The sequence below is a fragment of the Larsenimonas suaedae genome (genome assembly GCF_023712105.1).
Classification (GTDB): Bacteria; Pseudomonadota; Gammaproteobacteria; order Pseudomonadales; family Halomonadaceae; genus Larsenimonas; species Larsenimonas suaedae.
In genome coordinates this window covers 809,983-829,416 of the sequence record NZ_JAMLJI010000001.1, presented here as the reverse complement: position 1 = coordinate 829,416, position 19,434 = coordinate 809,983, and the positions used below count along the sequence as shown (strand labels likewise).

17 protein-coding genes and 3 tRNA genes are annotated in these 19,434 nt (G+C 56.7%); 12 read left to right on the top strand and 8 right to left on the bottom strand.

The window, feature by feature from the left end; all coding sequences use genetic code 11:
• Positions 1–19: 19 nt before the first annotated feature.
• Positions 20–514 (bottom strand): peptidylprolyl isomerase, encoded by a 495-nt coding sequence (locus NAT49_RS04000; RefSeq protein ID WP_251590569.1) that lies wholly within the window; start codon positions 512–514, stop codon positions 20–22.
• 132 nt (positions 515–646) lie between these two features.
• Here NAT49_RS04000 and NAT49_RS03995 point away from each other — a divergent pair, with 132 nt between their 5' ends.
• Together NAT49_RS03995 and cysS are read left to right on the top strand one after the other, a co-directional pair.
• Positions 647–2,323: a glutamine--tRNA ligase/YqeY domain fusion protein gene (locus tag NAT49_RS03995; RefSeq protein ID WP_251590567.1), complete on the top strand. Its 1,677-nt coding sequence runs from the start codon at positions 647–649 to the stop codon at positions 2,321–2,323.
• Between the two features lie 9 nt (positions 2,324–2,332).
• Positions 2,333–3,715 (top strand): cysteine--tRNA ligase, encoded by a 1,383-nt coding sequence (gene cysS / locus NAT49_RS03990; protein ID WP_251590565.1) that lies wholly within the window; start codon positions 2,333–2,335, stop codon positions 3,713–3,715.
• Between the two features lie 107 nt (positions 3,716–3,822).
• On the opposite strand, the gene folD is transcribed toward cysS, so the two are convergent.
• Positions 3,823–4,680, bottom strand: a complete 858-nt coding sequence (gene folD / locus NAT49_RS03985; protein WP_251590563.1) for a bifunctional methylenetetrahydrofolate dehydrogenase/methenyltetrahydrofolate cyclohydrolase FolD — start codon at positions 4,678–4,680, stop codon at positions 3,823–3,825.
• 170 nt (positions 4,681–4,850) lie between these two features.
• On the opposite strand from folD, the gene NAT49_RS03980 reads away from it, so the two are divergent.
• From NAT49_RS03980 to NAT49_RS03935, 10 genes are all read left to right on the top strand, one after another.
• Positions 4,851–4,927: transfer RNA gene (locus NAT49_RS03980), tRNA-Pro, on the top strand.
• Between the two features lie 64 nt (positions 4,928–4,991).
• Positions 4,992–5,068: transfer RNA gene (locus NAT49_RS03975), tRNA-Arg, on the top strand.
• Between the two features lie 36 nt (positions 5,069–5,104).
• A tRNA-His gene (locus tag NAT49_RS03970) sits at positions 5,105–5,179 on the top strand.
• Between the two features lie 223 nt (positions 5,180–5,402).
• Positions 5,403–6,758 carry a trigger factor gene (tig, locus tag NAT49_RS03965; RefSeq protein ID WP_251590561.1) on the top strand — a complete coding sequence of 452 codons (1,356 nt, stop codon included), beginning with the start codon at positions 5,403–5,405 and terminating at the stop codon, positions 6,756–6,758.
• An 84-nt stretch (positions 6,759–6,842) separates the two neighbouring features.
• A complete protein-coding gene (gene clpP, locus NAT49_RS03960) occupies positions 6,843–7,463 on the top strand; it encodes an ATP-dependent Clp endopeptidase proteolytic subunit ClpP (protein ID WP_251590553.1) in 621 nt (206 codons plus the stop codon).
• Positions 7,464–7,538: 75 nt separating this feature from the next.
• Positions 7,539–8,819 carry an ATP-dependent Clp protease ATP-binding subunit ClpX gene (gene clpX, locus NAT49_RS03955; protein ID WP_251590552.1) on the top strand — a complete coding sequence of 427 codons (1,281 nt, stop codon included), beginning with the start codon at positions 7,539–7,541 and terminating at the stop codon, positions 8,817–8,819.
• A 145-nt stretch (positions 8,820–8,964) separates the two neighbouring features.
• Complete coding sequence (lon, locus tag NAT49_RS03950; RefSeq protein WP_251590550.1) at positions 8,965–11,379, top strand: endopeptidase La; 2,415 nt, start codon at positions 8,965–8,967, stop codon at positions 11,377–11,379.
• 169 nt (positions 11,380–11,548) lie between these two features.
• Positions 11,549–11,821 (top strand): nucleoid-associated protein HU-beta, encoded by a 273-nt coding sequence (gene hupB, locus NAT49_RS03945; protein ID WP_251590542.1) that lies wholly within the window; start codon positions 11,549–11,551, stop codon positions 11,819–11,821.
• Between the two features lie 151 nt (positions 11,822–11,972).
• Positions 11,973–13,805: a SurA N-terminal domain-containing protein gene (locus NAT49_RS03940; RefSeq protein WP_251590540.1), complete on the top strand. Its 1,833-nt coding sequence runs from the start codon at positions 11,973–11,975 to the stop codon at positions 13,803–13,805.
• An 88-nt stretch (positions 13,806–13,893) separates the two neighbouring features.
• A complete protein-coding gene (locus tag NAT49_RS03935; protein ID WP_251590538.1) occupies positions 13,894–14,898 on the top strand; it encodes an NADP-dependent oxidoreductase in 1,005 nt (334 codons plus the stop codon).
• A gap of 29 nt (positions 14,899–14,927) precedes the next feature.
• On the opposite strand, the gene NAT49_RS03930 is transcribed toward NAT49_RS03935, so the two are convergent.
• The 6 genes from NAT49_RS03930 to NAT49_RS03905 all read right to left on the bottom strand — a co-directional run bounded on the left by NAT49_RS03930 (position 14,928) and on the right by NAT49_RS03905 (position 19,418).
• Positions 14,928–15,191, bottom strand: coding sequence for a YkgJ family cysteine cluster protein (locus tag NAT49_RS03930; protein WP_251590537.1), 264 nt, complete (start codon positions 15,189–15,191; stop codon positions 14,928–14,930).
• Positions 15,192–15,204: 13 nt separating this feature from the next.
• The gene (locus NAT49_RS03925) at positions 15,205–16,557 is read right to left on the bottom strand and encodes a mechanosensitive ion channel family protein (protein ID WP_251590535.1); all 1,353 of its coding nucleotides are present in this window, start codon (positions 16,555–16,557) and stop codon (positions 15,205–15,207) included.
• Positions 16,558–16,632: 75 nt separating this feature from the next.
• Complete coding sequence (locus NAT49_RS03920) at positions 16,633–17,478, bottom strand: 6-pyruvoyl trahydropterin synthase family protein (protein ID WP_251590528.1); 846 nt, start codon at positions 17,476–17,478, stop codon at positions 16,633–16,635.
• The gene (queE, locus tag NAT49_RS03915; protein ID WP_251590526.1) at positions 17,478–18,116 is read right to left on the bottom strand and encodes a 7-carboxy-7-deazaguanine synthase; all 639 of its coding nucleotides are present in this window, start codon (positions 18,114–18,116) and stop codon (positions 17,478–17,480) included. The genes NAT49_RS03920 and queE overlap by 1 nt, the downstream gene beginning before the upstream one ends.
• Positions 18,109–18,786, bottom strand: coding sequence for a 7-cyano-7-deazaguanine synthase QueC (gene queC / locus NAT49_RS03910; RefSeq protein WP_251590524.1), 678 nt, complete (start codon positions 18,784–18,786; stop codon positions 18,109–18,111). The genes queE and queC overlap by 8 nt, the downstream gene beginning before the upstream one ends.
• Positions 18,787–18,908: 122 nt before the next feature.
• Positions 18,909–19,418, bottom strand: a complete 510-nt coding sequence (locus tag NAT49_RS03905) for a winged helix DNA-binding protein (RefSeq protein ID WP_251590516.1) — start codon at positions 19,416–19,418, stop codon at positions 18,909–18,911.
• Positions 19,419–19,434: the final 16 nt, after the last annotated feature.

Sequence of the window (19,434 nt, the reverse complement as noted above, 5' to 3'; positions counted from 1 at the left end):
ATGCATCATGCGTTCTCGATCATTCGGCGATGTAGGCTTTCTTGAGCACGACATCTTCGGCCGGCACATCGGCGTGTGGGCCGCGGCGCGTGGTCTTGACTGACTTGATTTCGTTGACCACGTCCATGCCCTCGACGACTTCGCCGAACACACAGTAGCCCCACCCCTGAGGCGTGGGCGCGGTGTGGTTCAGGAAGCTATTGTCGGAGACATTGACGAAAAACTGCGCGGTTGCGGAATGCGGGTCCATGGTGCGGGCCATGGAGACACGGCCGACCTTGTTTTCAAGGCCGTTGTTGGCTTCGTTCTTGATCGGCTCGCCGGTCGGCTTCTGTTCGAAATCAAGAGAAAAGCCACCGCCTTGGACCATGAAGCCATCGATGACGCGGTGGAATAACGTGTTATCGTAAAAGCCATCTTTGACGTATTGCTCGAAGTTGGCTGCGGTTTCAGGCGCCTCGTCCTTGAACAGTTTGAGAGTGATGTTGCCGTAGTTGGTTTCGAGAACAATCATGCCGTTATCCTTATAAAACGTAGAGCGCCACGTTTGATGTGACGCATGAAGGTCGCGCTATAATAGCGGCTTTATCGACACGCGGGAAACCGCACCGAATCCAGAATCATCTTAGAGGTTGACCGACGTCTCATGAGTCAAGAAAGCGCCAGCGCTGCGAATTTTATCCGCAATCAACTTCGTGACGAGCTCGAGTCCGGGCAGGGCGCATCGATCGTCACGCGTTTTCCGCCTGAGCCCAATGGCTTTCTCCACGTCGGGCACGCCAAATCCATCTGCCTCAATTTCGGCCTGGCCGAACAGTTTGGCGGGGTCTGTCACCTGCGTTTCGATGACACCAATCCTGAAAAGGAAGAGCAGGTTTATATCGATGCCATCAAGGAAGACATTCAGTGGCTTGGCTTCGAGTGGGGCGGTGATGTGCGGTTTGCATCCGACTATTTCGATACGCTGTACGAGTGGGCGCAACACCTGGTGCGCGAAGGCAAGGCCTACGTTGACGATCTCAACGCCGAGCAGATGCGTGAGTACCGCGGTACGCTAACCGAGCCCGGCAAGCCAAGCCCGCACCGCGAGCGAAGCGTCGAGGAAAACCTCGACCTGCTCGATCGCATGCGTAAGGGTGAGTTCGCCGAAGGCGAGAAATCACTTCGTGCCAAGATCGACATGGCCGCGCCCAACATCAACCTGCGTGATCCGGTCCTTTACCGCATCCGTCATGCTCGGCACCACCAGACCGGCGATGCGTGGAAGATCTATCCGTCCTACGACTTCACGCATGGACAGTCCGATGCGCTTGAAGGCGTGACGCATTCGATCTGTACGCTTGAGTTCGAGGATCATCGGCCGCTTTATGAGTGGTTCCTCGCCAATCTGCCGGTTCCGAATACGCCGCGTCAGATCGAGTTTGCGCGGCTTAACCTGAACTACACCGTGACGTCCAAGCGCAAGCTCAAGCTTCTGGTGGATCAAAACATCGTCGATGGTTGGGATGATCCCAGGATGCCAACCATTTCCGGCATGCGCCGACGCGGCTACACCCCGGCGTCCATTCGTAAGTTCTGCGACATGATCGGCGTGGCGCGTGCGGCAAGCGTGGTTGATATTCATATGCTTTACCACGCGATTCGAAGCGACCTTGAAGACAACGCCCCGCGCGCCATGTGCGTGATGAAACCGCTGAAGGTGGTGCTGACCAACTGGGACGCTGACCGCGAAGAGGTTTTCGAAGTGCCTGGGCACCCCGCGCGTGATGACATGGGCATGCGCAAGCTGCCGATGACCAAGACGCTCTGGATCGATCAGGACGACTTCATGGAAGAGCCGCCCAAGAAGTTCTTCCGCCTGGCACCGGGTAAGGAAGTGCGGCTTCGTAACACCTATATCATCCGTTGCGATGAGGTGATCAAAAACGATGCCGGTGACGTTGTCGAGCTTCATTGCAGTGTGGATTACGACACGCTTGGCAAGAACCCGGAAGACCGTAAGGTCAAAGGGGTTATCCATTGGGTCAGTGAAACGCACGGTGTGCCGATCGAAGTGCGCAATTACGACAACCTCTTTCAGGTTGAATCGCCGGATAAGGACAAGGACATCGATTTTCTCGAGCACCTGAACCCGGACTCTCTGGAAGTCTGCCAGGCCATTGGCGAGCCGGCGCTTGCTGAGGCGCGGGCGGAAGACCGGTTTCAGTTCGAGCGTGTCGGGTATTTCTGCGCTGACCGCTACGCGCTTGACGAAGGTAAACGGGTTTTCAACCGAACCGTCAGCTTGAAAGACGGTTGGGCCAAGGCACAGAAGAAAGGCTGAGGAGGTCAGGTGCAGGTTTACAACACACTCACGCGTGAAAAAGCGCCGTTGACACCGATCGAGCCTGGTAAGATTCGAATGTACGTGTGCGGCATGACGGTCTATGACTATTGCCATCTGGGGCATGCCCGGGTGCTGGTCGCCTTTGACGTCATCACACGTTATCTGCGGGCCAAGGGCTTTGACGTCACCTATGTTCGAAACATTACCGATGTTGATGACAAGATCATCGCGCGTGCGCAGGAAAACGGCGAATCGATCGATGCGCTGACGGGGCGAATGATCGATGCAATGCACGAAGACGAGCGCAAGCTGTTCGTGCTGGCGCCAAACAGGGAGCCTAGAGCGACCGAGCACATCGATGACATCATCACTATGGTCTCGACGCTGATCGATAAGGGGTATGCCTACGCCGCCGACAACGGCGACGTGTATTACCGGGTTCGCAAGTTCGACGGCTACGGCAAGCTCAATAATCGCGCCATCGACGACATGCTGTCTGGGGCGCGCGTCGAAGTCGAGTTTGCCAAGGCCGACCCGCTTGATTTCGTACTCTGGAAGGCAGCCAAACCCGGAGAAAGTGCCTGGGAGTCGCCATGGGGGCCTGGGCGCCCTGGATGGCACATTGAGTGCTCGGCGATGTCGACGTGCTGCCTTGGCAACAACTTCGATATTCACGGCGGCGGCCCCGATCTGACCTTTCCTCATCACGAGAACGAAATCGCTCAAAGCGAGGCCGCGACCGGCGAAACCTACGCCAATGTGTGGATGCATGCCGGTGCGCTTCGGGTTAATGATGAAAAGATGTCCAAGTCGCTTGGCAATTTTTTCACCATTCGCGACGTTCTAGAGGTCCATGATCCCGAAGTTGTGCGCTATCTACTGGTCTCCAGTCATTACAGAAGCGCCATCAATTACGCGCCGGACGCACTCGATGAGGCGCGGCGCTCCCTGGAGCGCCTCTACAACGCACTCGATGGTGTCGACTTGAGCTCCGGGGCCGTGGAGTCGCGCTACAGTGAGCGTTTCCATCGCGCAATGGATGATGACTTCAATACTCCCGAGGCAATGGCGGTCCTTTTTGAGCTGGCGCGTGATATCAATCGGGCCAAGAAAGGCGGTGGGGAGGCAGGGGCTCTGGCATCCGAGCTGCGGCGTCTTGCAAGCCTGCTCGGGCTCTTGAACTACTCGCCCTCCGAGTTTCTGAAAGGGGCGCAGTCTGCGCTCGAAATTACCGAAGATGAGATTGAGGCCCAGATCCAGGCCCGCAACGACGCACGCAAGGCCAAGGATTTTGCCGAAGCCGACCGCATTCGCGATGCGCTGGCGGAGAAGGGCATTATCTTGAAGGACAGTCGAGAGGGTACCGGCTGGGTGGTTGAACAGGGATAAATGTAATTTCTGGCCTCAACCGTTTCGGCAACACCTGCTTCAAAGAAAACCCCGGTAAATACCGGGGGTTTTTTAGTGCCGTCATGGTGTCTTGAAAGGAGGGGCTGTCAGCATGCGTCATGCATGTCAGCGGCCTGAAGAGTGTTTTCAAGCAGAGTGGCAACGGTCATCGGGCCTACGCCGCCTGGTACAGGCGTGATGTAACTTGCCCGTTCGGAGGCGGGTTCGAACTCGACATCGCCCGTCAGCGTGCCGTCATCCATGCGGTTGATGCCGACATCGATCACGATGGCGCCTTCCTTGACCCATTCGCCTTTTACGAGCCCCGGCTTACCAACGGCCACGACAAGAAGCTCAGCGCGCCGTACATGATCTTCCAAATCGCGCGTGAAACGATGGCACACGGTTGTGGTGCAGCCGCCAAGCAGCAACTCGAGAGCCAAAGGTCTGCCGACGATGTTCGATGCGCCGACCACGGTTGCGTTCATTCCGCGAACATCAAGATCACTTTTCTCGAGAAGCGTCATGATGCCTTTGGGGGTGCAGGGTCTGAGCACGGGCATTCGCTGTGCCAGGCGACCGAGATTATAGGGATGAAAGCCGTCCACATCCTTATCGGGGCGGATGCGCTCCAGTAATGGATTGGCGTCCAGGTGCGCCGGCAGGGGAAGCTGGAGCAGGATGCCGTCGACGCTTTTGTCAGCGTTCAGCGAATCGATCAGTTGTTCAAGTTCGTTCTGGGAGACGTTTTCAGGCAGCTCATGCTGATAAGAGAGAATACCGGCAGCTTCACAAGCTTGATGTTTCTTGCCCACATACACCTGTGAGGCCGGATCGTCACCTACGAGCACGACGGCCAGCCCGGGGAGACGCTGACCTCGGTCGCGTCTTTGAGCGACTTGTTGGGTAACATGGTCTCGAACCTGGGCAGCAATAGCTTTTCCGTCGATTAATCGGGCCGTCATGTAGTTGCGTCCTCATGGCGCTGTGTGATTCAAAGCCCGTAATTTTCGCACGCCCCCTGCCACAGTCAATTGGCTTTATGCGTTCAAGGGGTAAATTAATGCTTGACCTCAAAAGGCGTTATTGTAGAATGCGCCTCGCATTAGGGCGAAGCCAGCAGGTGAGCCGGAATCGGGGTATAGCGCAGTCTGGTAGCGCGCCTGCTTTGGGAGCAGGATGTCGGGGGTTCAAATCCCTCTACCCCGACCACTAATTGATTCAAGTGTTTAATTTGAAACGATTAGTTGACCGGAAAGGCTTGGATATATAGAATGCGCCTATAGCTCAACCGGATAGAGCAACGGCCTTCTAAGCCGTAGGTTGCAGGTTCGAGTCCTGCTGGGCGTGCCAAGCGCTAGCTCAGCAAATGCGGTAAATGTAGATATGGTGGGTGTAGCTCAGTGGTAGAGCCCCGGATTGTGGCTCCGGTGGTCGTGGGTTCGATCCCCATCATCCACCCCATTTCTACAGGTGATCAGAGACCCCAGGAAAGCATCAGTGCTTTCCTGGGGTTTTTTTGTTGGTACGTGGTTTTCAAGATTTTCTAGGTCGCCGGGGTTGAAAAAAAACACTGGCGCCTACAAATAGACCACATACCGCGCTTGCCAGCGCATGTCGGGGTTTTTAAAATCCCAGTCTTTACATTTTCAGGGCAACGCCACTCATTGTGGGTAGAGGATCTTTCATGCAAGTTTCTGTCGAAACAACGTCTCCGATCGAACGTCGGGTCACCGTACAAGTACCGGCCAGCCAAGTTGATCAGACGGTCAATGAGCGCCTGAAGGAAACCGCTCAAAAAACCAAGCTCAATGGGTTTCGTCCGGGCAAGGTGCCGATGTCGGTTGTTCGCCAGCGCTTTGGCAAGGACGTTCGCAATGAGGTCGTCAGTGAGCTGATTCGCCAGCATTACGTCAGCGCCCTCAGTGAAAAAGAATTGAATCCGGCTGGTTATCCGTCCATCGAGCCGACCGTTGATGAAGCCGGCAAGGATCTTGAGTTCGTGGCAACGTTCGAGGTCTATCCGGAAATCGAGCTCAAAAGCATCGAAGGCACCGAAGTCGAGCGCCCCAAGGCTGACATCACTGACGCCGACGTCGATGAAATGATCGAGACGCTTCGCAAGCAAAACGCCGAATGGACAACCGTCGATCGTCCGGCGCAAAACGGTGATCAGGTCAAGATCGACTTTGAAGGCTTCATTGACGGTGAAGCGTTTGAGGGCGGCAAGGCCGAAGGTCACGAGCTCGTGCTCGGTTCCGAAAGCTTTATCCCCGGTTTCGAAGCTCAGCTTGAAGGCACCAAGGCAGGTGACGAGACTGAAGTTACCGTGAACTTCCCGGAAGACTATCAGGCGGAACATCTCGCCGGTAAGGAAGCGGTCTTCAAGGTCGCGGTTCACGAAGTATCCGAGCAGAGCCTTCCGAGCGTTGATGCCGAGTTCACCAAGAAATTCGGTATCGAAAGCGGCGATCTTGAAGAATTCAAGGCAGATGTTCGTGCCAACATGGAACGCGAGCTGAGCACTGCAGTCGATAACAGCGTCAAGCAGCAAGTCATGGCCGCCCTCAAAAAAGCCAATGACGTGACTGTTCCGAAGACGCTTGTCCAGCAGGAATGCCAGACTGTTAAGCGTCAGGCCGCTCAGCAGTTCGGACTTGGTGAAGATTTTGATGTTTCGCAACTGCCTGATGAGCTTTTTGAAGAACAGGCCCGCGACCGCGTCGTGGTTGGGCTCTTGCTTGCAGAAGTAGTAAGCGCAAACGAAATTGATGCAACCGACGATGAAATTCGCGACTACATTCGTGAATATTCCGGCCAATACGAAGAGCCGGAACAGCTTGTCGAGCATTACATGAACGACGAGCAGTTGAAAAATCAGGTGAAATCAGCTGTTCTTGAAAAGAAAGCGGTTGATCAGTTGCTGGCTCAAGCAACCGTTAGCGATGTCGAAATGAGTTATCAGGAAGCGCTTCAGGCTGCTCAGCAACAGGCACCTGAAGACAGCGAAGAAGCCGAGGAAGAAAGCAGCGAAACGGCTTAATTCGACTCTTTGGATCGATGTTGTCAATGTACTATTAAACCCGGCCAAGGCCGGGTTTATAATCACTGGACAAGGAAGGACGCAATGGGAAACGACTTCGACATCAGTAACGCTGGTGGTTTGGTCCCGATGGTGGTCGAGCAGAGCGCACGCGGTGAGCGTTCTTATGATATCTATTCTCGCCTGCTGAAAGAGCGCGTCATCTTCCTCGTTGGGCCGGTGGAAGATTACATGGCCAACCTTGTGGTTGCGCAGCTGTTGTTTTTGGAATCGGAAAACCCCGACAAGGACATTCACCTCTACATCAACTCGCCGGGTGGTTCAGTCACTGCGGGTATGTCGATCTACGATACCATGCAGTTTATCAAGCCAAACGTTTCAACCGTATGTATCGGTCAGGCTGCCAGCATGGGTGCCTTGCTGCTCGCAGGGGGCGCTGCTGGAAAACGGTTCTGCCTGCCCAACTCTCGAATGATGATTCACCAGCCACTTGGCGGGTATCAAGGTCAGGCGACTGACATCGAGATCCATACTCGGGAAATCCTGACGATCAAGGAGCGCTTGAACAAGATTCTTGCGCATCATACAGGTCAGGACCTCGAAACAATCGCGCGCGACACGGATCGTGACAACTTCATGAACGGCGAGAGAGCGGTCGAATACGGTCTTATTGACGCCGTGCTGGAGCAACGCCCGACATCCTGATAGCGTAGCGGTACGTCATTAATAGTTATGCTCGGTGGCCTGCAGTTCTGGCCACCGACTGGAAGAGGTACGCGAATGGCCGACGGCAAAGGTAAAGACGAGAACGGTAAGCTGCTGTACTGCTCGTTTTGCGGAAAAAATCAAAACGAAGTGCGTAAATTGATCGCAGGTCCTTCCGTCTATATCTGCGATGAATGCGTGGATCTCTGCAATGACATCATTCGTGAAGAGGTTCTCGAAGCAGATAGCGAGCAGAGCGAAGACCGACTTCCCGCACCCAAAGAAATTCGTAACACGCTTGATGATTATGTGATTGGGCAGGATCGCGCCAAGATGGTGCTTTCCGTGGCGGTTTATAACCATTACAAGCGCCTTCAATCACCCAAGAACAATGAGGATGTCGAACTCGGCAAGAGTAACATCCTGTTGATCGGCCCGACCGGAAGCGGTAAGACGCTTTTGGCAGAGACGCTTGCGCGCCTGCTCAATGTGCCGTTCACCATCGCCGATGCCACTACGCTTACCGAAGCGGGTTACGTGGGCGAAGACGTTGAAAACATCATTCAGAAGTTGCTCCAGAAATGCGATTACGACGTCGACAAGGCGCAGCGTGGCATTGTCTACATCGATGAGATCGACAAGATCTCTCGCAAATCGGACAACCCCTCGATTACCCGTGACGTATCGGGTGAGGGCGTGCAGCAGGCACTTTTGAAGCTGGTTGAAGGTACAACTGCGTCGGTCCCGCCGCAGGGTGGCCGAAAGCATCCCCAGCAAGAATTCCTGCAGGTCGATACCGGCAATATTCTCTTCATTGTTGGCGGCGCGTTTGCAGGGCTCGAAAAAGTAATTCAGGACCGCGCAGAGAAAGGCGGCATTGGCTTCAATGCCCAGGTCAAGAGCAAGGACACCAACAAGGGTGTTGGTGAGACGCTGTCCACTGTTGAGCCGGAAGATCTGGTCAAGTTCGGTTTGATTCCTGAGTTCGTCGGTCGTTTGCCGGTCATTGCAACGCTTAACGAGCTGGATGAAGCTGCACTGGTTCAGATTCTGACCGAGCCCAAGAACTCGCTGGTTCGACAGTACGTCAAGCTTTTTGAAATGGAAGGCGTCGAACTCGACTTTCGCGAGGATGCGCTCAAGGCTGTGGCTCACAAGGCCATTGAACGCCGCGCTGGCGCTCGCGGACTGCGCTCGATTCTTGAGGCGGTGCTGTTGAACACAATGTATGAGATCCCGTCGGTCGAGAATGTCTCCAAGGTCGTGATCGATGCATCGGTCATCTCTGGTGAAAGCGAACCCATCCTCATTTATTCCAATGATGAGGAAAAGCGTCTGGCCGGTCAGGAAGGCTGAAGGCGTGCGTTCGGTAATCACCAAAAGGGGCCTTCGGGCCCCTTTTTTGTTGATAGCCTTGTGTTGAATCCTGCCGCCGGTGCCCCCAAATATACTCTAATAAGCTGTTAACGCGGCCCATCCAACAACATCGAGGTATGTCTGCATGGAGCAGAACACGGAGCAAACGCTAACACTACCTCTTTTGCCGCTGCGTGATGTAGTGGTGTACCCACAGATGGTGATTCCTCTTTTTGTGGGACGCGAAAAATCCATTCATGCGCTCGAGCATGCAATGGAAACGGACAAGAAGGTAGTCTTGGTGGCGCAGAAAGAAGCCAGTGAAGACGACCCGGATACAAACGATCTTTTTTCGGTCGGAACCGTCGCTGAAATCATGCAGCTTTTGAAACTGCCCGATGGCACGGTAAAAGTGCTGATCGAAGGCAGTGACCGAGTTGATATCGATCGAATCGAAGAAAATGAAGACACCCAATACAGTGTCGCTCACGTTTCCAAACGTGAAACCATCGAGCTGACCGAGCGTGAGCAGGAATCGCTGATAAGAGTACTGCTCAATCAGTTCGAGCAATACGTCAAGCTCTCGAAGAAAGTTCCCAATGAGGTGCTTACGTCACTTCAAGGCATGGAAGAGCCCAGCCGTCTGGTCGATACGATCAGTGCGCATCTTTCTCTCGGGATCAACGATAAGCAGTCTCTGCTCGAAATCGACAAGATTCGTGAGCGCATCGAACATCTGATGACGCTGATCGAGTCCGAGATCGATCTGCTTCAGGTCGAGAAGCGTATCCGTTCGCGCGTCAAGGAGCAGATGGAAAAGTCGCAGCGCGAGTACTATCTCAACGAGCAGATGAAGGCCATCCAGAAAGAGATGGGCGAGCTCGATAACATGCCGAACGAGGCCGATCAGTACGAAGAAAAGATCGCTCAGGCTGGCATGCCGAAAGACGCTGAGGAGAAAGCGCGTCAAGAGCTCAACAAGCTCAAGATGATGGCGCCGACTTCAGCCGAGGCCACCGTCGTACGCTCCTATCTGGACTGGGTATTGTCGGTGCCCTGGAAAAAACGTACTCGGGTGCGTCATGACATCGCGCACGCCGAAGAGGTTCTGGATGAGGATCACTACGGGCTCGATGAGGTCAAGGAGCGCATCCTCGAATACCTCGCGGTACAGCGCCGAGTCAAGAAGCTCAAGGGGCCGGTGCTTTGTCTGGTAGGCCCGCCTGGTGTCGGTAAAACTTCGCTTGGCCAGTCGATCGCGCGGGCAACGAATCGCAAGTACACTCGGCTCGCTCTGGGCGGCATTCGCGATGAATCCGAGATTCGAGGCCATCGCCGCACCTATATCGGGTCGCTGCCGGGTAAATTGATCCAGCGCATGAGCAAGGTTGGCGTTCGTAACCCGCTGTTCTTGCTTGATGAGATCGACAAGGTCGGCATGGACCATCGTGGCGACCCGTCGTCTGCGCTGCTTGAAGTGCTCGATCCTGAGCAGAACGACAAATTCAGCGACCATTATCTGGAGCTGGATTACGACCTGTCGGATGTGATGTTCATTTGCACGGCAAACTCCATGAACATCCCCGGCCCGCTGATGGATCGAATGGAGATTATTCGAATCCCGGGTTACACCGAAGATGAAAAGCTCGCGATTGCCAAGCGCTACTTGGTGCCGAAGCAGTTGAAGGCCAACGGTCTCAAGAGTCAGGAATTGACGCTTGATGACGGCGCGCTTCTGGAACTCATCCGGTATTACACCCGTGAGGCCGGTGTGCGTGAATTCGAGCGCCAGATCGCCAAGGTGGCTCGTAAGGTGCTCAGAAAACGGATCGATCAAGAGGTCAAGGGCGGGGCGCAGTCGACCACCGAGCTTACCTCTGAAGACGTGGAAGAGTTCGCAGGTGTTCGCCGCTACAGCTATGGGCTTGCCAACCGCAAGGATCAGGTCGGCCGCGTCACAGGGCTTGCCTGGACATCGGTCGGTGGCGAGATCCTCAATATCGAATCGGTACTGACGCCCGGCAAGGGCCGCATTCACAAGACCGGCTCGCTTGGTGATGTAATGAAAGAGTCGGTGAGTGCGGCCCAAACCGTTGTACGCTCGCGGGCCAAGGCGCTGGGCATCGATGTCGAGCGGTTCGAAAAAGAGGACCTGCACGTCCACGTACCTGAAGGTGCAACGCCCAAGGACGGCCCAAGTGCCGGTATCGGTATGGTGACTGCGATTGTTTCCACCTACACCGGCTTCCCCGTGCGGTGTGATGTCGCCATGACCGGTGAAGTCAACCTGAGAGGCGAGGTCATGCCGATTGGTGGCTTGAAGGAAAAACTGCTGGCGGCGCGTCGTGGTGGCATCAAGACGGTACTCATTCCCGAAGAGAACGTGCGCGATCTCAAGGAAGTGCCGGATGCGATCAAGGACGCCCTGGATATTCGGCCGATGCGCTGGATCGATGAGGTACTTGATGTCGCGCTCACCAAAAGCGCGGCGGGTGTAGATGATGAGACTTTCGTCGAATCCGGTGAAAGTGACGATCGTCCACAAGTCAATACGCATTAAGACTGTCAAACGGGGGGGCAAACCCCCGTCGTAGCGCGCTTTCTGGGGCAATGGTCGCTTGACGCTCATCGGTCACGTTGCTATAAACTGCGGTTCATTGTGATGGCGTTGACCGCCCATGTTCATTGCGCTGAATATTACTGATATGTTGAAAGTCAAGGGGTGAAGAGTGAATAAATCTGAACTGATCGATGCGATTGCAACATCCGCGGACATTCCGAAGGCCGCTGCCACACGTGCACTGGATGCGATGATCGATTCGGTCACTGACACACTGAAGCAGGGCGATTCCGTCGCACTGGTTGGTTTCGGTACGTTTTCAGTGAAAGAGCGCGCTGCGCGTACTGGCCGTAACCCTCAGACCGGTCAGCCGATCAACATCGATGCGGCAAAAGTACCCAGCTTCAAGGCTGGCAAGGCTCTGAAAGACGCCGTCAACTGATCGAACGTAATTACTCCGGTAATGAGACTTCGAAATAACGCACCGCCTCGCGGTGCGTTTTTTATTGTAGGGGCCCTTTCGGTTTCGACCCGATCACGACGGCCCGGTACAATGAGCCACCGATTCATGACGTTAACTGTTTGAGGCCTGCATGCTGCAACATATTCGAAATCGCGCTCAGGGCTGGATTGCCAAAGTTATCGTGGCGTTGATTGCCATCACGTTCACGTTCTTTGGGGTCGAGTCGATCGTCAGTGTCTTTACCCAGAGCAGCGACGATGCTGCCACCGTCAACGGCGAGTCCATCAAGAAGCAAAGCGTGGAGCTTACGCTTCAGCGTCAAATGCGTTCGGGCCAGGTTTCGCCAGATAACGAGAACCAGGCCAGAAGCGAGATTCTGGATCAGCTGATTACCCGCGCCCTGATGCGTCAATACGCCAACGACCACGGCCTCGTCTTTACCAAGGCTCAGGTGGATCAGTTGATCGTGCAGCTGCCTGAATTTCAGGATCAGAACAACCATTTCTCCAAAGAGCGCTTTGTACGCACCCTCAACAGTGCCGGCTACACTCCGAATACCTTCAGAACGCAGCTTGAAGAAGACATGGTGATTACCCAGCTTCGGCAGGGGCTGGCCGCCAGCAGCTTTGTTCTACCTGGCGAAGTCGAACGGTTAGCCGCACTTCAGAACCAGACACGAAGCTTTCGCTACGCATTGATCGGCCCGGATGCACTCTCCAAAAGCGTCCAGGTGTCAGACGAGGACGTCGAAAAGTACTACACCCAGCACAAGGATCAGTTCACACGTCCGGAGCAGGTCAAGCTGAACTACATTCTGCTCGACAAGCAGGCGATGGCCTCTGATGTCTCAGTGACAGAGGACGCTCTCAAAACGGCCTACGATAAGCGCAAGGCCGATGCGCCCAAGCGGGTCTCCGACATTATCATCAGCATCAATGACCAGCAGGATGACGCCGCCGCACGTGAGCAGGCGCAGAGCATCGAGTTGAAGCTCTCAGAGGGCGCCTCGTTTGCCGATCTGGCCAAGCGCTATTCCGATGATCCCGGAAGCGCCAGCAAGGGGGGCGATCTTGGCGTGGTGACCGAAGGTATCTTCGGCCAGACGTTCGATCAGCAGCTCGGCACGCTTTCGCAGGGCCAGGTTTCAAAGCCGTTCAAGCTCGACAACGCCTACCACATCATCAAGGTAACCGGGATTCAGATCGACTCGTTTGACGCATTGCGCCCGGAGCTGCGTGAATTGCTTCAAAACGAGCAGGTGGCCTCGGTGTTCGATGACAAGGCGCAAAAGCTCAAGGACGACAGTTACTCAGCCCCCAACCTGAGCGACGTCGCTCAAGACCTTAAACTCAAGCTGCACGAAAGCGGCTGGGTCGGTAAGGACAACGATGATCCGATTCTTGGGAACGCCGATGTAATCAAGGCGGCCTTCAGTAACGATGTATTGGACCGAAACGATGTGAGCCAGGGGTATAACAGCGATGTGATCGAGCTTGATGGCGACCACCGTCTGGTGCTTCGCGTCGCTGACTACCGGCCTGAACAGGTGCTGCCGCTGGAACAGGTCCGCGAGCGTATTCAAAACACGTTGACTCTCAAGAAGCAGCAGACGCAGCTGGCGACTCAGGCTAGCAGCGCCGTCAGTGCCTTGAAAGCTGGCCAAATGCCTTCGGTTTCATTGAACTGGCAGGAGGCCGACGCCGTGGGTCGTAACGACGACAGTGTACCGAGCGAGTTGATCGACGCCGCCTTCCAGATGCCGCGCCCGGACAACGGCCCGCGTTTTGCGCATCATCAGGTTGGTCAAAAGCAGGCAATCGTTGAATTGCGAAAGGTCGGTAGTAAAGAGAGCAATCAGGACGACCTCGATTTCGTTCGATCGCTGGCCTCGCGCGTCAACCAGCAGATTGTGGTATCAGCTTTGGTCGAGCGACTGCATGAGCAAGGCAAGATCGACAAGTGACACTACACGCGCTACGCTTGTTAGCACGCTAATTAACGGCGCCTTCGGGCGCCGTTTCCTATGTCACGTTCGCTATCAGGAGCGCGTTATGACTGAGAGTCGCTATTTTGTTGTGACCGACCACCCGAAGGGGGTGCCGGATGAGGCCCTGTTCGAGCTTCGCACCGATTCACTGCCCGAACTCGCCAGCGGTCAGTTGAAGCTCAAGAACCTGTGGCTGTCGGTCGACCCGTACATGCGCAATCGTATGGACGGCGTCAAAACCTACATCGACCCGTTCGAACTGAACGCACCCATGGAAGGTGCAGCCATCGGTGAGGTGGTCGAATCAAGCGATGAGCGTTTCAAGGCCGGAGACAAGGTGCGTCACATGGCCGGCTGGCGTGATCACGCCGTGGTCGATGCCAATCATGTCGAGCCGCTGCCAAGCTATGATGTTCCGCTTCAGGCCTATCTGGGTGTGCTTGGCATGCCGGGCATGACCGCCTGGACCGGGCTCAATACCATTGCGGGGCTGACTGGAGAGGACACCGTGCTGGTGTCGGCCGCAAGCGGTGCCGTTGGCTCTCTGGCCGTTCAGCTTGCGGTTCAAAAAGGCTGTACCGTCGTGGGCACGGCCGGTTCCAAGGAAAAGTGTCAGTGGCTGGAATCGCTTGGCGTGCACGCGGTCAACCACCATCAAAGCGCCGAGGACATCGCCGCCGACATCAAGCGTGCAGCGCCCCAGGGTATTGATGTCTACTTCGAGAATGTTGGTGGGCCGATGCTTGATGCCGCGCTTGCGTCCATGAACGATTTCGGGCGTATCGCGGTGTGCGGCATGATTTCACGCTATAACGACGGTGAGCAGCCGGGGCCTGCCAACATCGCCATGATGTTGACCAAGCGGCTTCGCGTGCAGGGCTTTATCGTGCTCGAGCACTGGGAAGGCTACAGCGACTTCATCAAGGAAGTCGGCCCGCTGGTTCAAAAGGGCGCGATCGAGTATCAGGAAAGCGTGTTCGAGGGGCTTGAAGCCACTCCGAAAGCCTTCCTGTCACTGTTTGAAAGTGGGGCGCACAACGGCAAGCGTCTGGTGAAACTCGCACCGTAACGTCTTGACCCGGGGCGGCTCGCGCCGCCTCAGGTCGCATCTTCAAGCCAACTAATCAACGCAAGTGCCTCGTCGCGCTCGGTGCCGCAGACTTCGATATCGAAGTCGAACGCATGGCACACCGCCGGTCGGTCAGGGTGGCCGAAAAGACGGCACAGATTGTTCTCGTCCAGTTGAACACAGCGCACCCCGGCCGGTTTGCCATCTTTCATGCCCGGAATTGGTGTGGTTATCGAGGGCGCGATGCAGCAGGCGCCACAGCCGATACGACACGCCATTGATGTATCTCCCATAGACGAGATCTCTCTAGTGATCGGTGGCCGGTGAGCCGTCATCGATCGTGTCATGTAGCGTTGGTGATGACGCCGTAGCGCGTTGCCCGGTTTCCAGGCGCACCTTGGGCAGCGCATCGGGGTAGTGCGCGGCGATATAGCGAATCAGGCCTTCTCGCAATTCGCAGCGAAGATCGAACGTATCCGCACCGCCGCGGGCACTGATCAACACGCGAAGCTGCATGTTTCTCTCGGTCATCTCAAGCAGTTGCACCTTGCAGACCTTGCCGCTCCAGCGCGGTGACAGCTGCGCCAGTCGCTCGGCTTCTGCCTGCAGCTCATCAAGCGGCAGATAGTAATCGGCGTAGAGGATGACCGAGCCGATCAGATCGTTGCTGGTGCGTGTCCAGTTCTGAAACGGATGATCGATGAAGTAATTGATCGGCAGCACCAGTCGGCGCCAGTCCCATAGACGAATAACGACATAGGTCAGCGTCAGTTCCTCGACCCATCCCCATTCCCCTTCGACCACCACGGCGTCATCGAGTCGGATCGGTTGGGTCAGTGCGATCTGAATGCCCGCGATCAGGTTGCCGAACACTTTCTGAGCGGCAAACCCGAGCACGACCCCAAGAATACCGGCCGACGCCAGAATGCTGGTGCCGAGCTGGCGGACCTTGTCGAAGATCATCAGCATCGAGGCAAGCGCCAGCAAAATGATCAAAAAATTGATCAGCTTGCGCAGCACCGTGATCTGCGTATGCACCCGACGTGCCACGAGGTTGTTCTCGACGTCCATTCGGTAGCGTTCGCTCAATAGCCGCTCGGTCATGTTCACGCCCTGAATCATGACGCCGGCCACGCTTGCGATCAGCAAAAGACTTGCCAGATTATGAAGCACAGCGTCGATGCGCTCTGAGGCAATGAACAGCGGCAGCAGCGCAAACAGCAGTAACACCGGGGCAAGCGCCGCCGTCGTTCGTGTCAGAAGTGGCAGTAGAAATCGCTCGAACGCCGTGGTTCTGTCCTCGGCCCAGCGGTCCATGACCGCAACCATGCGCCGGGTAACCCGCACGATCAGCCACAGCAGCAAAAGCGCGGCAATCAGGTTGGCCGTGATCAAGAGCGGGCCGTGCCAGCCGAGCCGGGACGGCACCAGGAAATAGAGCGAAAACGCCACACCATAGACCCAGGCCAGCCACACCAGCGGCGGATGTACGGCAATCGCTACCGCACTGACAAGGCGGAGTCGACCGTTGAACACCCGCTTGATCGTGCAGTGCAAAGCTTCAAGCCCTGCATGGGCTGCAACGGTCAGTACCGCGATCCCGAGCGCGTAGGCCCACTGTGGCAGTGCCCCGACGTTTTCAATGAACGTATCGATCATACCCATACCCTGGTTGCCGTTTTTCAAAGCATAGGCAAGAACACGACCAACGTCTTAGTCAGGGCACGCGGTGGGTCAATCGTCTCGTGGCTGGCTTGCCTGGGCGATGGCACCCTTGCCGATGCCTTCGAACGCCTGCACGCGGATATCGCCGCCATGCAGCATGCTGATGCGCTCGGCAAGCCACTTGGCGATGTTCTCGACCGTGCTGGTGGTCGGCATGATCATCACGCGCTCGCGGGGCAGCTTGATGCGAAAACTGCCTTGGGCCGAGGTGTAGGCCACCCGACAGAACTCGTCGTCCGGCAAGATAACGTCGGCCTGGTCGGCCAGATAGATGTCGGCAAGCCCACGGCTCCACTGCGCGGCGAGCGCTTCATCGAGTTCACCGTCGCGCCAGACGTACAGGCGCGAGCGGTGGCCATGCGCGATGCGCTGACAGTTGCCAGCGTGCTGCTTGAGTCCGTGAGAGTAAGTGTAGCCAGCACCCTCGATGCGCTCCTCGGCAAGGGAAATACCGATGCGGGTAACGCGGGGCGGCGGACGCTTCATGAGCTGCTCGGAGATGTACTCGCCCAGCCGCTCCGGTGTGATCTCCGTCCAGGGCAGTAAGGTAAACGCCTGGCGTGGGGCGCGCACTTCCATCGGCCAGGGCAGTGAGGCCTTTATGCAAAGACCTTCTGCGCACTCCTGGACATCGATGCCCGGGGCCTTGGTCGGCACCAGCAGCGTGTGATCCGGCCCCTGGTCGATGACCCGCTTGATCCAGGGTTTGACCTCGCCGAAATCGAACAGCATGCCGTCCTCGCCGAGCTCGCCATCAAGGGTTAGATCGACATGCCAGCTGGCGCCGACGAGGCCGCGTTTTGCGTCCCAGTAGGAGGCGTCTAAATGGGTCAGTGCGTTGACGAACAGCGTCATCAGTCGATTCCTATCATCTTGTGGGTCTGAAGCGAGAGCTTCCAGCGCGGGCGTTTCATGCAGTAGTCGAGTGCGGCCTTGAGTGTCGAACGAGCCTCGCCCTGCGGTGAAAGGTCCATCGGTTGCAGGTAGTAGTGTTCGAAATGTGTGTGCTCGAACCGTTCCGGCAGTGCCTCGGGCTGGGGATAGACCAGCTTGAGTTCGTGGCCGGTCTCCTGAACCAGCTCGGCGCGCCCCTTGGGGCTGACGCAGAGCCAGTCGATGCCATTGGGTGCCTTGATCGTGCCGTTGGTTTCCACCGCAATTTCAAAGCCCTTGGCGTGCATGGCCTCAATCAGCGGCGCATCGAGCTGCAATAGCGGCTCACCGCCGGTAAACACTACGTACGGCGTCCCTTCCGGAGAAGGCCAGAACGCGGCGATGTGGTCAGCCAGGTCACGGGCGGTCTTGAACTTGCCGCCGTTCTGGCCATCGGTGCCGATAAAGTCGGTGTCGCAGAACGTACAGATGCTCGTGGCGCGGTCCTGCTCGCGGCCCGACCAGAGGTTGCAGCCGGTGAACCGGCAGAACACCGAAGGGCGTCCGGCCTGTGCGCCTTCACCCTGCAGGGTGTAGAAGGTTTCCTTGACGCTATACATCGAGACCGCCCTGGGCATAAGGCAGTGGGTCGGTCAGCCCGTGCTCGGCGAACGCCGCAAGCCGCTCGCGGCAACTGCCGCACTCGCCGCAGGCCAGTGACTGACCCAGGTAGCAGGTCCAGCTGTTGGCGTAATCAAGCCCGAGCGCCAGACCGTCGGCCAGAATCTCGCCCTTGCTCGCGTGCAGGTAGGGCGCACGAATCTCGACCGGCTCGTAATTGGCAATGCCGGCCACCGCATTCATGCGCTCGACGAATTCCGGACGACAGTCGGGGTAGATGGCGTGATCGCCGCCGTGGGCCCCATAAAAGCAGACGTTTGCACCGATATTGACGGCGTGACCGATGGCCAGTGACAGCAGGATCATGTTGCGGTTGGGCACAACCGTTGCCTGCATGTTGTCTTCGGCGTAGTCGGCGCGCGGCATCGCCTGAGTGTCATCGGTCAGCGCGCTGTGGCCGATCAATTGATGAATGGCACGGATATCGACGATTTTGTGCGTAACGCCAAGGGTCTGACACACGTCGGCGGCGACATCGAGCTCCTTGGCATGGCGCTGGCCGTAATGAAACGACAGTGCGTGTACGGTGTACCCCTCGCTCAAGGCGCGATGGAGCACGGTATAGGAATCCATTCCACCGGAATAGATAACGACGGCATTCTTAGACATGGCGGAGAATTTCTTTGTCCGATGAGTGATCGGCTCCGGGATCCGGTCCGGAAGCAAGCAGAGTGTGGTCGGTGAAAAAATCACCGCGCGGTAGTTTACGCACTGCGCGGCGAATGTGCCAGTTATAACGTGGCGGCGGCGCGCGCGGCCTGGTCGTAGAGCCCGGACAGGCTGCGCAAAAGCCCGGCGGCGCGGTGAAGCTCTTCGCGGCTGATGCCGAGTTGCTCGAGCGACTCGATCAGGCAGGTTTCACGAATCTGGGCGTAGCGCTTGCAGGCCTCATGGCCGCGCTCGGAGATGCTGTAAAGGCTTTCCTTGCCGCGCTTTTCGACCGTGACCAGCTCAAAGCGCACCAGTTTCTTGAGCGCGTAGCTGACGGTGTGACTGTCCTCGATATTGAGCACCAGGCACAGGTCGCTCACGCGGCGCGTGCGGCTGCGGTGATTGACGCTGTTGAGGATCAAGACCTCAAGCGTACTGAGCTCGCCGTAACCGGTTGCACTCATGCAGCGGGCCACCCAGCGATTGAAGCCGTGGCTTGCAACCATCAGGCCGAATTCGAACTCCGACAGCTCCCGCGCCTTGTGCGAAAGGTGTTCCGACGACACGATCGGATTTAGGGGGGGGGTCACAGGTGGGTCATCGCTC